Genomic DNA, 16,345 nt, shown 5'->3' on the forward strand with positions numbered 1-16,345 from the left:
CCCCGATGGCTATCTATAAATTCAATTGCCCCGATTGTCTGAAGCAGTTCGATACCGAAAGTGATATTGCCTGGAAAGCGGACCAGAAAGCGTCGGTAAACTGCCTGGTCGGTAAGCAGCCAAAATGTACGGTTGTATGCCTGGGCCTGTCAGAACCTCGCCCACAACCGCCGGTAGGAGAGACCCCGCCGCCGGGGTCGGGCAACGGGGCCGCTTCACCACCGCCGTCGAGCACGCCCACCATCCTGCTCGATGAACCCGTACCAGCCGCCAAACGAGTGGCGTACCTGGAAGTACAGAGTATGGATGGGGGCATATTGCGATTACCGATCGGTGAAGGACGCATCCAGACGTTTGGTCGTAAATCGGACTTCGACCTGAGCGATCAGCCCATTCAGACCGACGATAAGAAGATGAGCCGGTTGCATTTTCAGATCGAGTCGCGCATGCACAACCGGATTCCGTCCTACATGGTCTCGGACCTAAGTAGTGTTCACGGCACCCGCGTTACCCGGCAAACGGTGAATGGCATCACGAGTGTGCAACTGTTTGCAGCCAAAGCCGATAAGCAGGCGCACGACAGTATCTGCCTGGAACCTGAAGACCTGATTATGGCCGGCAGCACCATTCTCCGGTTTGCGATTGACAGCGTAGCCTCGTCGTTTTCGATGAGCGATACGCCCGATCAAACAAATTACGATCCCAACCGAACCACCGTATTTTAATTGGCTTACTATCGGGCGTCAGGTACGTTGCTGTTAGCTATATCGTTCAGGAAAGGCTGAAAAGTTGTTGATAAAAGAAAGTTATTCTTACAAAATAGTCATTTTTGCAGGAGTTTTATTACTAATTATATAATCGATTGCCTGCGAACGAAATTTGGTCAATTCGCCTTTTTACCAAAGAAAGCAACGTGTATATTGCGTGGCTTTCACCGAAGCTTTCATCACAAACAGACACGAATAACCAGCTCGTCCCGCCTGCTGTTGTTATTCGTAACCAGAATCGCTCGTTGTACTTATACTAATACAGCGTCGGTTCCACAGAGCCACCTTTAGGCTCGTTGGCTACCGGCCATCTAACCTATATCTCGTTCATGGCTGACCAAGTCGACCTGGGTACAGATCAACCTGCTCAAGCGGGTTTATATCGTTCTGAATTTGAGCACGACAACTGCGGTATTGGGTTTGTCGCCCACATCAAGGGCCGCAAATCGCACCGCATCGTGTCTGACGCACTGTCTATGCTGCGCCGGATGGAGCACCGTGGCGCGGTGGGTGCCGAAGGGAATTCGGGCGATGGCGCCGGGCTGCTTATTCAGATTCCGCACGAATTTTTCGTGGATGAATGCCGTAAACTGGGCGTTCACCTGCCACCCGCCGGTGCCTATGGCGTAGGCATGGTTTATTTTCCGAAAGATGTGTGGCTGCGCGAAGAGTGCCGGGCCGTACTGAACCGGAAAATGAAAAAGCTCGGCCTCGAACTGCTCTGCTACCGGGTAGTGCCGGTCAATAATAGCGACCTCGGCAATACGCCGCGTTCCTGTGAACCACAGATGGAACAGGTGTTCATCAAGCGCCCGGCTACGGTAACCAGCACCGACGAACTGGAGCGTAAACTATACGTACTTCGGAATACCAGCACCCGTATCATCAACGAAACCATTTCGGGGGTTGGCGACTTTTATTTTTCGTCGCTGTCGTGCCGTACGATTACGTACAAAGGACAGCTAACGACGGAGCAACTAGAGCCGTATTTCCCTGATCTGGAAAACGAAGACGTGGTGTCGGCGCTGGGCGTAGTACACTCGCGCTTCTCGACCAATACATTCCCGTCGTGGAAACTGGCGCAGCCGTTCCGCTACATTGCTCATAATGGGGAGATTAACACCGTGAAGGGCAACGTGAACTGGATGAAAGCGGCTGAATCGCTGCTGGAATCGAACCAGTTTACGCCCGAAGAAATGGACATGCTCCTGCCGATCTGTGACCACCGGCAGTCTGACTCGGCCAACCTCGATAATGCCATTGAACTGCTTGTACTAAGCGGCCGGTCGCTGCCGCACGTGATGATGATGCTCATCCCCGAAGCCTGGGATGGCAATACGCACATGGACCCGGTTCGGAAAGCGTTCTACGAATACCACGCGGCGCTGATCGAACCCTGGGACGGCCCGGCCTCGATCTCATTCACCGATGGCCGCGTTGTGGGCGCCACCCTCGACCGGAATGGTCTGCGTCCGTCCCGGTTCTGGGTGACGGACGAAGATATTGTCATTATGGCATCGGAAGCCGGGGTGCTCGATATCGACCAGAGCAAAGTCGTTAGCAAAGGGCGTTTGCAACCCGGCAAAATGTTTGTGGTCGATATGGAGCAGGGCCGCATCATTGCCGACGAAGAAATTAAGAACGAGATATGCTCGGCGCAGCCCTACCAGCAGTGGCTCGACGAGAATAAGATAAAAATAGCTGATCTCACCGCTCCGGCACGTACCTACAGCCGCTACAACGAAACATCGCTGCTTCGGTCGCAGCAGGCCTTCGGCTTTACGTCGGAAGACCTGCGCATGATTCTGGCCCCGATGGTGGAAACAGGCAAAGAAGCGCTGGGCTCGATGGGGACCGATGTGCCGCTGGCCGTTCTGTCGGAGCAGAGTCAGCACCTGAGCCATTACTTCAAGCAATTATTTGCCCAGGTAACCAACCCGCCCATCGACTCGATCCGAGAGCGGGCGATCATGTCACTGATCTCCTTCGTGGGAGCCACCAGCAACCTGCTTACCGAGTCGCCGGAACACTGCCGTCAGGTAGAACTGGAGCAACCCGTGCTGACGACGCAGGAATTTGACAAGCTGCGGTTCATCGACCGGCCGAATTTTCAGGCAAAGACGCTGAATACGCTGTTCCTGGCCGACGGCAAAGGTGAATCGCTCGAACGGGCGATTGACCGGGTATGCCGCTATGCGAAAGATGCCATTGAAGACGGCTACACCATTCTGGTACTATCTGACCGGGCCATCGACTCCAACCACGCGCCAATTCCGTCGCTGCTGGCTACGGCGGCCGTTCACCACTACCTGATTCGGGAAGGGCTGCGGGGTAAAGTCGGTATTCTGGTCGAGGCGGGCGATGTGTGGGAAACCCACCACGTAGCCACGCTGATCGGCTACGGAGCGTCGGCGGTGAACCCATATATGGCGTTCGAAACCATCGCCAGCCTGAAAGAAAAAAACCAGTTGCAGGTCGATTACGATTTTGAAAAACTGAGCAAAAACTACATCAAGGCGGTCAACGGTGAGTTGCTGAAGATCTTCTCGAAGATGGGTATCTCCACGCTTCAGTCGTATCAGGGGGCCATGATTTTCGAGTGCCTCGGCCTGAACAAGTCCGTCGTTGATCATTATTTCACCGGCACCGTGTCGCGGATTGGGGGCATGGGCCTCGCCGAAATTGCCCGCGAAGTACTGGTTCGGCACCATACGGCGTTCCCGCCAATTCCGTCCGTTTCGGCGCGTCGCCTTGAAGTGGGGGGGATTTACCAGTGGAAGCAGCGGGGTGAAAAGCACATCTTCAACCCGGATACGATTCACCTGCTGCAACAGTCGACGCAGAAGAACGACTACAAGCTGTTCAAGAAATACAGCCAACTAATTGACGATCAGACGAAAAATGCGTTGACACTTCGTGGCCTGCTGACGTTCAAAAAAGCAACGCCCGTGCCGATCGACGAGGTTGAGCCGATCGAAGCCATCTTCAAACGGTTTGCCACCGGGGCCATGTCGTTCGGGTCCATCTCGTGGGAAGCGCACACGACCCTGGCCATTGCCATGAACCGTATTGGCGGCAAGAGCAATTCCGGCGAAGGCGGTGAGGATGAACTTCGGTTTACGCCGCTGGCCAACGGCGACAACATGAACTCGGCCATCAAGCAGGTGGCATCGGGCCGGTTTGGTGTAACAAGCTACTATCTGAGCAATGCCCGTGAGTTACAGATCAAGATGGCGCAGGGTGCCAAACCCGGCGAAGGCGGTCAGTTGCCCGGTCATAAGGTCGACGACTGGATTGGACGTACCCGGCACAGCACGCCCGGCGTTGGCCTGATTTCGCCCCCGCCGCACCACGATATTTACTCGATTGAAGACTTAGCCCAGCTAATTTTCGACCTGAAAAACGCCAACCGGGCCGCCCGGATCAGTGTGAAACTGGTGTCGGAAGCGGGCGTAGGCACCATTGCGGCCGGTGTAGCCAAAGCGCATGCCGATCATATTCTCATTTCGGGCCACGACGGTGGTACGGGTGCATCGCCGCTGTCGAGTATCCGCCACGCTGGCTTGCCCTGGGAACTGGGACTGGCCGAAGCGCATCAGACGCTGGTGAAGAACAAACTCCGTGGCCGGGTAACGGTGCAGGCCGACGGGCAGATTCGGACGGGGCGTGACCTGGCGATTGCCGCCATGCTCGGTGCCGAAGAGTTTGGCGTAGCCACGGCGGCGCTGGTGGCTGCCGGCTGTATCATGATGCGCAAATGCCATCTGAATACTTGCCCGGTAGGGGTGGCCACGCAGAATAAAGAACTACGGGCCATGTTTACGGGTAAGCCCGAGCATGTCGTGAACATGTTTACGTTTATGGCGCAGGAACTGCGCGAGATCATGGCGGAATTAGGCTTCCGTACCGTGGCCGATATGATCGGGCAGGTTCAGATGCTGCACATGCGCCCCGATATCACCAACTGGAAATACAAAACCCTTGACCTGTCGGGCGTTCTGTTCCGGGAGCCAGCCAGCCTCGATGTGGCGCTCTACAAGCAGGAAGATCAGGATCACGGCATCGATCATATCCTTGATCGTCAATTGATAAAGCTGGCTCAGCCCGCTCTGCAACGTGCCGAGTCGGTGTATGGCGAGTATTCGGTACAGAACATCAACCGGAGTATCGGCACGATGCTATCGAACGAGATTTCGAAGGTGTATGGCGGGCCGGGTTTACCCACCAATACCATTCATGTTAAACTGCGCGGAACGGCGGGCCAGAGTTTTGGCGCCTTCACCACCGCCGGAGTACGTCTGGAACTGGAAGGCGACGCCAATGACTACTTCGGTAAGGGTCTGTGTGGTGCCGAACTGATCGTTTACCCCGACCGCACGGCTACGTTTAAACCGGAAGAAAACAGCATCGTTGGTAACGTGTCGTTCTACGGAGCAACATCGGGCGAGGCCTACATCCGGGGTATGGCCGGTGAACGCTTCGGGGTCCGTAACTCCGGTGCCAAAGTGGTTGTGGAAGGTGTGGGCGATCACGGCCTCGAATACATGACGGGCGGACTGGCGATTATCCTTGGTCGCACCGGACAGAACTTCGCGGCAGGTATGTCGGGAGGAGTGGCCTACGTGTACGATGTCGACGGCACCTTTGCGCCGAAGGTGAACCGGGAAATGGTCAGCCTTGATGCGCTGAATGAGGAAGATCAGGCTATTGTCCGGCAGTATGTCGAGAAGCATTTCCAGCATACGACCAGTAACGTGGCCCTGTCGCTGATTCAGGATTGGGATACCCAGATTGGTAAGTTTGTGAAGGTATTGCCTGATGATTTCAAACAGGCACTAGCCAGCCGGGGTATTGCGCTGAGCGATCAGCTTCGCGATAAAAGCGTTGTTTACCAGGACATTATCGTTGATGTGGCCCCGAGCTAACCAAGTCAGTCTGCCACAATCAAGCATTTAGTCAACCACTCGCCGATTCATCGGACCGACATTTATTTACTCCTTGTAAAATGGGAAAACCTACCGGATTTTTAGAATTTACCCGCGAATTACCCAAGAAGCGCGACGTTGCGGCGCGGGTACATGATTATAAGGAAATTGAGCAACCGTTTGCTGAGTCTGATAGCCAGAAGCAGGCGGCCCGCTGCATGGACTGTGGCACGCCGTTCTGCCATAGCGGCTGTCCGCTGGGCAATATTATTCCCGAATTCAACGACGCCGTTTACGAGCAGAACTGGGAATACGCCTGGGAAATCCTGTCGACAACGAATAATTTCCCCGAATTTACCGGACGAATCTGTCCGGCTCCCTGCGAATCGGCCTGTGTGTTGGGTATTAACAAGCCACCCGTGGCCATCGAGTTCGTTGAGAAGTCGATCGCTGAAGTTGCGTTTGCCAAAGGGTATATCAAGCCTATGCCGCCGCTGAAACGTACCGGAAAAACGGTAGCGGTAGTTGGTTCCGGCCCGGCTGGACTGGCGGCTGCGGCTCAGTTGAACAAGGCGGGCCATACGGTGACCGTTTTCGAGCGGGCCGACCAGATTGGTGGCTTGCTCCGCTACGGCATCCCCGATTTTAAGCTCGAAAAATGGACTATCGACCGCCGCCTGGCTGTGATGGAAGCCGAAGGAATTACCTTCCGCACAGGCGTCAACGTGGGTGTTGATGTGAAAGCCAAAGATTTACTAGCCGACTTTGATCTGGTGATGCTCACGGGTGGGTCAACCGTTCCGCGCGACCTTCCAATTCCGGGGCGTGAACTGACGGGTGTGTATCCCGCCATGGAGTTTCTGAGCCAGCAGAATAAGCGGGTAGCTGGCCGCGCGGTGACCATCGACCACCGGGGTGTCCCGTACTACAATGGCGAACTCCTGGCTACGGGTAAAAACGTGGTCGTTATTGGCGGCGGCGATACCGGCTCCGACTGCGTAGGTACGTCGAACCGGCACGGTGCGGCGAGCGTCACACAGATCGAACTGATGCCGATGCCTCCCAAAGAACGCGCCGACAGCACACCCTGGCCCCATTGGCCGATGATGTTGCGGACGAGTACCAGCCACGAAGAAGGCTGCGAACGCCATTGGTCGATCAACACCAAAGCGTTTATCGGTGATGAAACCGGTAACCTCAAAGCCTTGCGGCTGGTGGATCTGGAATGGAAAAATGAAAACGGTCGCATGCAGATGGTTGAAGTGCCGGGCAGCGAGCGGGATGTCCCCTGTGAACTGGCCTTGCTGGCGGCGGGTTTCCTGCATCCACAACATGACGGGCTACTGTCTGATCTGAATCTCGAGCGCGACGAGCGGGGCAACGTGAAAACGGTTAATTACCAGACGGTTACCAATCCGAATGTATTTGCCGCCGGTGATATGCGCCGGGGGCAGTCGCTTGTAGTGTGGGCTATTTCAGAAGGCCGTGAAGCCGCTCGTGCCGCCGATATCTATTTGATGGGTGAAAGTATGCTGGAAGCCAAAGCCGTATCAATGCTGGCAACGGCCTAACGTACCTGATGACTACTTGAGTAGCCCGGATGTTGGTAGCAACGTCCGGGCTTTTTTATGGGCGTTCCCTGATCGGTAGTAAACAAATAACGGTGGGTCAACACAACCAATACGTTCTTCCGCTACATTTAAATTAGCTACCGCACCTCTTCGTTTTTCCGCTCTGTAATCAGTTATGACCCGTAAGTTGCCAAAGGGTGGTGCCCGTTGCCATGCTACTCGTTTTTATACCGCACTGATTGGCGCTGTGGTCAGTTGCTGGCTAAGTTGCTTACTACTTGGCGGCTGCCGATCTGACCCGAGGTCGGGGGAGGTGCCTGATTCACTGACGACTCAGGCGCTCGCAGGTACGTACCTGCTTACCACTGCGCGGCTGGTCGGCGTGCATCAGGGGTCATCTGAAGACGAGTACAACGACTTGTTGGCCTACGCTAAATCGCTGGAATACAGCCTGTATACCTTTACGCCCGATGGGCAATGCCGATACCTGCGGGGCGGTGTTTTACAACAGGGGCCATACGTGCTGAAGGGCACTAATCTGACCTTCGGAGCAACCGTTTTTCAGCAGTTCACCCTTAGGCGCCAGTCGATTTCGATGGTGCTGACGCAGGAGACGAACGATAAACAGATTGAGCTTCGATGCCATGCCTACCGGCTTGGCCTAAGTATAGATGGTTTACGCTTTTCTGCTCTGGAAGCGGCTGCATTTACGCGCCCTACCCAGCCCGAAACGGATGCGCAAATTCGGGAGCGGGTAAAAAATAGCCTGTACTTCTATTCGCTCTTCTTCCGAACCGTTTATACCAACCAGTTCAACCGGTTCAAGCCCGCCGCCATCAGTATGCCTATCCGATTTTACAACGGGGGTGTGAAAGTGCCATACAAATTCGACTCGACAGCCAGTTGGACGAAGACCTACGCGACCATGCGGAATGCCGAGCGGGCGCATGAATACTTTCGACGGGCAGCAAAAGCGGTTAAGACGTACCCAACGGGAGAAAACTACATTCACGAGTATTCGCTCGTGCTGGCAAAAATGGCCGCGACCTTGTAGGCGGTAACTGGCAACTTGATGAATCACCCCAGTTCCTGCACCAGCTTCTCGCGGACTTTGAACTCTTCAATGTCGATTAAGGAGAGGTATTTCCGAATTAGCTCTTCGTCAACTTCCGGTTGGTGATTCAGTTCATTCAGCGTGTTTCGCTGTTGCTGGAGTACATCCAGATAGGTACGTTGAAAGGTGAGTATGGCATCTGTCCGGATGGTGTCTGTTTCGGTCAATTCGTGGTTGAGCAATCGCAGGTCAATCTGTAGCCGTTCGTGCAGGTTGGCAATGTGCTCATTGGTAAGCAACCCATTATCCCCCATATCCAGAAACTGAAGCGACGTCTGGGCAATTTTCTGTTGGATAAGCAATTCCTGCTGCTGTTCCAGTAGGGCGTTATCCCGCTCGTTCAGGTCTATTTTTTTAATGAGCCAGGGAAGCGTCAATCCCTGAAAGACCAGCGTCATCAGAATAACGATAAACGTGATGAACAGAATCAGGCTGCGATGCGGAAACGGTTGCCCCGCCCCAACGACCAGAGGAATTGATAGGGCAGCGGCCAGCGAAACCACGCCCCGCATACCAGCCCAACCCAAAATCAGCGGCCCTTTCCACCCAGGATTGGCATCGGCCACGGTGATAAAATGGCTCGCAAATTTGGTAAACAGCACAGCGCCATACGTGCAAAGCAGCCGTGCGGCCATCAATACCAGCGAGATAGCCAGCCCGTAGCCGATAGCATCGGGTAGGCTTACGTCGCCAAGTTGCTGAACAACAGACGGTAGTTGAAGGCCAATGAGCAGGAAAACAAACCCGTTCAGCACAAAAACAAGGTTGGTCCACACGGTTACGCCCTGAATCCGGCTCAGGTACGTTAGCATGTGTTGTCGCTTGCTGGACAGGAGCAACCCCCCGCTAACGACCGCCAGCACACCCGAAAAATGAAAATGTTCGGCCGCATAATACATGCAATAGGGCGTGACCAGCGTTAACACGATTTCGATACTGGGGGTGGTAGGCAGCCAGCGGTGAATGCCGTAAAAAATAAACGCGACCAGCAGACCAATGCCTATCCCCATGAATACAACGAGTCCGAAACTGGTGATGGCCTGCTGAAACTGGAACTGCCCGGTGATGACGGCAACCAGCGCAAACCGAAACACGATCAGCGACGACGCATCGTTGAGCAGGCTCTCACCTTCAGCAATGCTGACCAGTAACTTGGGGGCGTTCACCTGCCGCATGATGGTGCTTGCCGAAATGGCATCGGGCGGCGAGATGATGCCACCCAGCAGAAAGCCCAGTGCCAGTGTAAATCCCGGTATGAGCGCGTGGGATACCAACGCGATGACGCAGGAGGTGAGAATGACAATGGGAAAGGCAAAACTGGTGATGATTCGTCGCCACCGCCAGAATTCTTTCCACGAGATCTGCCACGAAGCTTCGTATAAGAGGGGAGGTAAGAACAGAAAAAAGATTAGGTCAGGATCAATAAGGATCTTCGAAAACTGATCCGTAAAACTAAGGGCTAATCCGCCCAGAACAAGCACGATAGGGTACGCCAGCCGAAGCTTATTGGCCAGCATGACCAGCGATAGAATAATTAGAATGAGAAATACGTATTCGATAAACAGTCCCTGCATCGTGTAGTTATTTTCATAAAAATAGCAAAAGCCTGGTAAAGGCCTCTGAAATCTACTAAATTGGAAACAGGCGTGGCAGTAGTCAGGTACAGGTTCCATATTGAGCAATGAAACAACAGTTCTGGTACCTGTCAGGCTTATTTTGGTTAGATTTGGTCTATCATTTTTCAGTAGCGCTTTACCAGCTCAACACCTGCTCAACGTGACTCTGTCACCACTGCTTTCTTATTTTGATCACCTGTTGCCTTTCACAGAGAGCGAAAAACAGCTATTGGAAGGCCGAGTTCTCCAGCGACAGCTAAAACGACGGCAGCTCATTTTGCAGGAAGGTTTCCCCTGTCTGTATTATTCGTTTGTGGTTTCAGGCTGTTTTAAACTATACAGTGTTGATGTGAAAAGTACCGAACACAACCTTCAGTTCGCGGCTGAAAATGACTGGATTGCGGACATTGGGAGTTGTCATTCGGGTAAGCCGAGCCAGTTATTTATTGAGGCGATAGAACCGTCGGTCATCTTGCAGATAAAAAAGAAGATTTGTACTTCTTATACATAAATATTCCTAAGCTCGACAGGATGTTCAAAGTGATTATCGAGAACAGGTTCGTGGAACTGCAAAATCGGCTGCTTCAGACAATTAGTTCAACGGCACAAGAGCGTTACGTAGCGTTTCTAGGCCAGTACCCAACGTTAGCTCAGCGGCTGCCTAATACCCAAATCGCGTCATATCTGGGTATTACGCCTGAATTTTGAGCAAAATTAAGACAGGACTCGCCTCCGGCTAAATATCCTTAACCTGGCTTAAGCCTGTTTCTTACGATTGTTTATGGGTTAGTTGGCCGCAAACAGGACAATTTTGCAGGATAAATCGTCTTTAGAATGAAATCTAGCTTCTTGTTTTGTCTCCTTATCGCCTCAACTGCTTTTGCCCAGCAGTCAGCTCCCGAATGCTGGCAACGCCCTCACCAGTCAATGGCACTCCTTAGGGAAATAATTCGAGAGCAGGTCCATTACGTTCAGACGAGTGACGCGCGTCTGTATTACGAAGTATATGGTAAAGGGAGTCCTGTTGTCATTCTGCATGGCGGTATTATGGGCTCTACCTACGAAATGGTCCAGCTTATTGATAGTTTATCGAAGAGTTATCGGGTCATTGCAATGTCGGCCAGGGAACATGGTAAGTCGGAAATTGGTACGGCACCTCTTACCTATGAACAGCAGGCGGTTGACGTTCAGGCTGTTATCCGGGCTGTAACTCAGGATAGTGTTATTGTGCCGGGATTCAGTGCCGGGGCCTATGCCGGTTACAAGCTGGCGAGTATGTACCCGGCAACCGTTCGAAAGCTGATTGCTATCGGCGCTGCCGAGATGGTTCCCGGCCCGAGCTCATACCAGTTCACGATCCAACAGGTTATTAGATTAGATAGTCTGTACTGGACGCAACAACTGGCGTTGGTGCCCGAACCACAACGGCTGTCGGACTTGGCATCGTCCCCAAGGCGGGGCACATGGTATTCTTATTAATTAACAGTAAGTTGAATGCTTACTCATTGCACCTTGATGCACTAACGGTAATTTCCAAACCACATGAAAGCGGCTCTCCTATACGGCCCTGGTACGGCTGACCAGTTTAGCCTTGAAGACAAGCCAATACCTACCCCTCAGTTCGGACAGGTACTAATTCGGGTGAAAGCCTTTGGCTTAAACCGATCTGAACTGATGACCCGAAAAGGACTGTCGCCCAATGTACGGTTCCCGCGTGTGCTGGGTATCGAGTGCGTAGGTGAGGTAGCGCATGACCCAACCGGAGAATACGCACCAGGCCAGCAGGTAGCAGCTTTGATGGGGGGGATGGGCCGCGAGTTTGATGGGAGCTACGCAGAATACACTGTAGTGCCCAAGTCCATTATTTATCCGTTTCTCAGTACGCTTTCCTGGACTGAATTGGGAGCTATCCCCGAAATGTTTCAGACCGTGTATGGGTCGCTGCACTTGTCGCTTCGTATTCAGCCGGGCGAAACGCTATTAATTCGGGGCGGAACATCATCAATTGGCATGCTTGCTACGCAGATGGCTAAAAATGGCGGACTTACAGTGCTGGCTACCACCCGGAACGTCGACAAGGAAGCCTTGTTGGCCGCTAATGGTGCCGATTATGTGCTGATCGACGAGGGAAGTCTGTACAATCAGGTGAGGGCTATTTTCCCAAACGGGATCGATAAGGTGCTGGAGTTGGTGGGAACAACTACCTTGCAGGATTCAATGTACTGTTTGAAACCTGGTGGAACGGCTTGCATGACGGGTATGCTATCTGAAAACTGGTCTATTGCTACGTTTTCTCCAATGGAATTTATACCGGCAACTGTGCATCTGACCGTTTATGATACAGGCCAGATTAGAAGCGAGGCGATTGCCTTTCAACAGTTTATTCGTACCGTCGAAGCGGGTCAGATCAAGCTCAACGTCAGTCAGGTGTTCACACTTGACAACATTGAGAAAGCCCACCAGTTAATGGAGCAGAATAAAGCAGGTGGGAAGATCGTTGTGCTTACCTGATCGTCGAAGGCGGCAGTGGGGAACCGTCGTCAGCCAGTTTGAGCGAATCACCGGTTATGTACCTCGCTCAATTCATCGAAGCTTCTTTGCCAGTTCATCAAGCCAGATAGCGCGGCCTGTGCAGTTCCAGTGTGAATCGCCCAGGGCGTAGAGGGGCTGGCTCGCATGGGCGTGTTGCCTGTACTGCGAGTACGTATCAACCACCGGCACGGTCAGCCTGGCGTGGCCCTGTACCCGCTCGATCAGGTGATTGTAGGCGGGGCCTGGGTCAAGAATAGTTGACTTGTTGGGAATGATGGAGAGAATAACCCGGTTGAAACCTGCCGACTGATAGCGGGCTGCCGTTTCGTTGATCGTCTGAACGAGGCCAGTCAACTCCTGCTTTGGCAAAGGAGACGTACCTGCGTTAAACCGGTTGGTGGTATCGGTATCGAGGCCAGTGAAAATGTGCTGCTTATCGTGCGAGAGCGAAACGGTGGGACTTACCCGATCGAAAGCCCGTAGCGTCAATGCCGCTTTCAATTCTCTGACCCATAAAAACAGATCGTGACTGAACAGCACGGTTTCCAACTGTTCCTCGATGCCTTTCGAGTGAACAAGGTCGACCAACTGTTGACCCCAGGAGAGTGATACTGGTTCTGGACCAGGCGTTCTATTTGTGTCGGCAACAATGAACAGATTCTCTATAGGGCCTGATGAGCTGGCGGCGTGCTCCCGAAAATGGCGTTCCACCGATTCGATCAGCAGCACGTTATGCGCGGAAGGATCTAGCTGAACCGTGTCTTTTTCGTCCCACTGAACCCGCCGGAAGTACGAGACAGGTACGTCCTGTTTACCAAGTCGTCCCGGTTCGGTGAAGCTATCGCCGATCACGTAGAGGTGGGTACGTGTCGAATCCTGTGCAACGGCACGCGGTGGACAAGGGGCGGCCGGGTCTTTGAACTGAGCCAGATTCGACAGGCGGTACAGGTCTCCGTAGCGGTAATCGTCGGCGATGATGCCTGTTTCATACAACAGATGCATTACGGTTTTCGAACAACCGCCAACCCACAACAGGCAGACAATCAGTAGAATAGCGTATTTTATAGGCTTCATTGAAGGCGGATAGTAAATAACTGCACGGCTTTTTGAATGCTGCTCACAATGTATAATTCGTTCAACTGAGCATCATACTGGAGCGTGACTGGAAACAAACTTGGTATTGGCCGGTCGCCAATACGCTGACCGGTCAGGGTGTAGAGGGTGGTAAAGTTACCGGATTTTACGGCCAGTACCTCCACACCGTTACCGAGCCGGTGGTATTGCAGGTGGGTGTCTTCGGGGCGGAGGTTTCGCAGTTCAAACTGCCGGTTTCCCTGCGCATCGAGTACGGCTACATCGGTGTCGGTCGAACGCAGTAATACATAACCAGTTTGTTCTACATCGGGAAACAGTCGAAATTGCCCACCCCGTAGCGGGCGGTATAATTGTTTACGGGTTGCCACCAGCCCATTGGCATTCAGCGATAGTAATTCGCCCGCCGTAGTGATGGTGGCGATTCGATCTTCGGTCGGGAGCCACAAGGCCGGACCGGCAAAACGGGTACTATCGCCCTGTAAATCGAGAAGAGCGGGGAAGCGAGGCGTTTGCAGGAAACCGGCTGTCCCGCCCTGATCGGTCCATCGGTTCAGCAACCGGTTGGTCTGTAAGCCCAGTACCGCTGCGGTCTGCCCCTGGTTGATTACCTGAAAAGGGAGCAGAAGGGGCGATGGTTTCCGGCTGTTAAACAGGCGGTTCAGTTTTTGTTGTCGCCGGTCAAGCCCATAGATGGAGCCGTCGTGATGGGCAATGAGCGCCACCACATCAGGCAACTGGCTGCTTCCACTGAAGGGAATGATCAGTGACGTTTCCAGCCCTGTTGGCCGGTTGATTCGCTGGAGTTGTACGGTACGATTGCCAAGATCGGCTACGTAGAGCGAGCGGTCGGTCTGAAAAATGTATTGCAGCCGGCCATTAGTACGCCAGTCTACTCCAACCACGTTGCTGCGAATAGGGCCATCGGTGGTATCCTGAACGATCTTGTCCTTATCGGTCGTCAGCAGCACAAACTGCCGGGCCGAGTTTTGCGCCCAGATCTGCGCCGATGGATCAGACAGTCGGCCGATCACTACGGGCGACGCGATCAGGCTGGCGTTGAACGGGATACGTTTGCGCAAAAGCAGCTTGTTGAGCACTGTCGTATCGGCCTGCCGGGTGGTGCGTCCCAGCACAACGGTCGACAGGATGTGGTCTTGTCCATAGGCCACTTGGTAGGCCAGGTTCTCGACTTGCCCGAACGGGAAAGCGCCCAGCAGTGATTGCCAGGGGGTGGGCCATTGACGGGTTACCGACAGACCAGACCGGTTCAACTGCGTAAACGTGGTCAGGTGAGCAGGGCGAAGCGTCTGGTTGAGCAGTTGAGTCAGTCGGGTATCGTTGGTCCAGACCGCGCCGCTGCTTACCTGGGCCAGGTACGTCTGAAGCGCAGCTTCTGAATTGGCCAGCACAACGTACCTGTCGTGCTGCGTGATCCAGGTTTGCGGAAAGCCTGTAAAGAGGTTAGACAGCAACGTTGCCGGTAATTCGCTGATCGACAGTGGCAATAGCTGATGACCAAGAAACCCACGCGGCGCGCCCGCTCGGTTGGCGCCCAATCGGTAGGCTACCTTCTGAATCACCTGACTCAACGTACCTACATCGGTCGCCTCCAGCAGCATTACCTGACTGGTGGCTTCGCTGGTTGCTTCTGACCGGCAAAGCAGCAAGTCGCCGGATAGGGCCGCGTAAAATTGCGGGAGCAGGTCGTCCAGCCGCTCAACCCGTTGCCTGAGTCCCTCATTGTCTGCATTCGTAACTAACCGGGCCAGCTCCTTGCCAAATCGGGGACTGTCAGACAGGCCGACGTGGTAGAGTGTGGCCACCCTGGCCGGAATGAGGTGGCCGCTTCGGATTCGGTGAGGCGTTTGCCCATAAAAAAGGTCGGCTATGGCCTGCCGGTCGCCCACGGCATCGGAAGCAAACCCCAGCCAGTGCGTCGGCGAGGCCGACCGTCTGAACTGGAGGGTCATGGTCTGAGGCAGGAAAACGCGCAGCAACGAGCCCGACGACGTGCGGCGACCGGGTGCCCGATCGGTCAACAGTTGATCCAGCGTTTCGGCGCGCACAAAGAGCGTTGCCAGGTTATCCGGCGAATCGGGAAAGGTAACGCCCGCGCTGGACACCGATTTTTGCAAATGCCGGGCAACGTTCTCCGCAAGCACACCCGATGGGCTGCCAATCAGGCAGTTATGGTACAGCAGGTAAAAACCGAACGACTGGTTGGTCCGGTCTCGCAGGTTGTAGATGGTTTGCCCCTGGTACTGACGGCTCAACACACGAAACCGATTTGGGTCGGGTTGCTGGAGCCGTTCGACAAGTTGCTGGTCGTTGGCCAGGGGAATGTAAAAGATGAAATCCAGGGCATCGCGGGTGACGGGATGCAGCGAATAGCGGATCATCTTCCGGTTCAGAAACCGGGCGGCACCACTTGAGTCAAGGCCGGTGGCGATCACGCGCTGCAGGCGGGCAGCGGCGGTAGCAAACAGGGGAAGCTGCCGAATCGAGAGGCCGCGCGGTGGGGTGCCTGGTGTGGCCGTTCCACCTTGCAGCTCACGGCTTTCAACAATCAGTAGGGCATCGGTGGGAACGTACCTGGCGATGGATTGCTGATTAGTGGCCCAATACTGATAACCAAACCAACACAGCAACGCCAGCACGGCGCTACCGAGGAGCCACCAGACAGGTCGTTTCATCGCGCGGGTTTAAGCAATATATACTAATTATG

General features: G+C 54.0%; 10 protein-coding genes. 7 read left to right on the forward strand and 3 right to left on the reverse strand.

Annotated elements, in window-relative coordinates; genetic code table 11:
* The first annotated feature begins 5 nt into the window (after positions 1–5).
* From ACFE8Q_RS11575 to ACFE8Q_RS11590, 4 genes are all read left to right on the forward strand, one after another.
* Positions 6–725, forward strand: coding sequence for an FHA domain-containing protein (locus ACFE8Q_RS11575; protein ID WP_375445550.1), 720 nt, complete (start codon positions 6–8; stop codon positions 723–725).
* 371 nt (positions 726–1,096) lie between these two features.
* Entirely contained in the window at positions 1,097–5,692 is a 4,596-nt protein-coding gene (gene gltB / locus ACFE8Q_RS11580; protein ID WP_375445551.1) for a glutamate synthase large subunit, read from the forward strand.
* A gap of 80 nt (positions 5,693–5,772) precedes the next feature.
* Positions 5,773–7,263 carry a glutamate synthase subunit beta gene (locus tag ACFE8Q_RS11585; protein WP_375445552.1) on the forward strand — a complete coding sequence of 497 codons (1,491 nt, stop codon included), beginning with the start codon at positions 5,773–5,775 and terminating at the stop codon, positions 7,261–7,263.
* Between the two features lie 175 nt (positions 7,264–7,438).
* Positions 7,439–8,317 carry a hypothetical protein gene (locus ACFE8Q_RS11590; RefSeq protein ID WP_375445553.1) on the forward strand — a complete coding sequence of 293 codons (879 nt, stop codon included), beginning with the start codon at positions 7,439–7,441 and terminating at the stop codon, positions 8,315–8,317.
* 23 nt (positions 8,318–8,340) lie between these two features.
* On the opposite strand, the gene ACFE8Q_RS11595 is transcribed toward ACFE8Q_RS11590, so the two are convergent.
* On the reverse strand, positions 8,341–9,951 hold the full coding sequence (locus ACFE8Q_RS11595) for a Na+/H+ antiporter (protein ID WP_375445554.1): 1,611 nt from the start codon (positions 9,949–9,951) through the stop codon (positions 8,341–8,343).
* Positions 9,952–10,153: 202 nt separating this feature from the next.
* Here ACFE8Q_RS11595 and ACFE8Q_RS11600 point away from each other — a divergent pair, with 202 nt between their 5' ends.
* The 3 genes from ACFE8Q_RS11600 (at position 10,154) to ACFE8Q_RS11610 (ending at position 12,504) form a co-directional block, all read left to right on the forward strand.
* On the forward strand, positions 10,154–10,504 hold the full coding sequence (locus ACFE8Q_RS11600; RefSeq protein ID WP_375445555.1) for a Crp/Fnr family transcriptional regulator: 351 nt from the start codon (positions 10,154–10,156) through the stop codon (positions 10,502–10,504).
* A 416-nt stretch (positions 10,505–10,920) separates the two neighbouring features.
* On the forward strand, positions 10,921–11,472 hold the full coding sequence (locus ACFE8Q_RS11605) for an alpha/beta fold hydrolase (protein WP_375445556.1): 552 nt from the start codon (positions 10,921–10,923) through the stop codon (positions 11,470–11,472).
* Positions 11,473–11,535: 63 nt separating this feature from the next.
* Positions 11,536–12,504: a zinc-binding alcohol dehydrogenase family protein gene (locus tag ACFE8Q_RS11610; protein ID WP_375445557.1), complete on the forward strand. Its 969-nt coding sequence runs from the start codon at positions 11,536–11,538 to the stop codon at positions 12,502–12,504.
* A 72-nt stretch (positions 12,505–12,576) separates the two neighbouring features.
* Here ACFE8Q_RS11610 and ACFE8Q_RS11615 read toward each other — a convergent pair whose 3' ends face one another.
* Together ACFE8Q_RS11615 and ACFE8Q_RS11620 are read right to left on the reverse strand one after the other, a co-directional pair.
* On the reverse strand, positions 12,577–13,599 hold the full coding sequence (locus tag ACFE8Q_RS11615) for a hypothetical protein (protein WP_375445558.1): 1,023 nt from the start codon (positions 13,597–13,599) through the stop codon (positions 12,577–12,579).
* A complete protein-coding gene (locus tag ACFE8Q_RS11620) occupies positions 13,596–16,313 on the reverse strand; it encodes a hypothetical protein (RefSeq protein WP_375445559.1) in 2,718 nt (905 codons plus the stop codon). Before ACFE8Q_RS11620 ends, ACFE8Q_RS11615 begins: the two co-directional genes overlap by 4 nt.
* Between the last annotated feature and the right edge of the window lie 32 nt (positions 16,314–16,345).

It is taken from the genome of uncultured Fibrella sp. (assembly GCF_964250085.1).
GTDB lineage: Bacteria > Bacteroidota > Bacteroidia > Cytophagales > Spirosomataceae > Fibrella.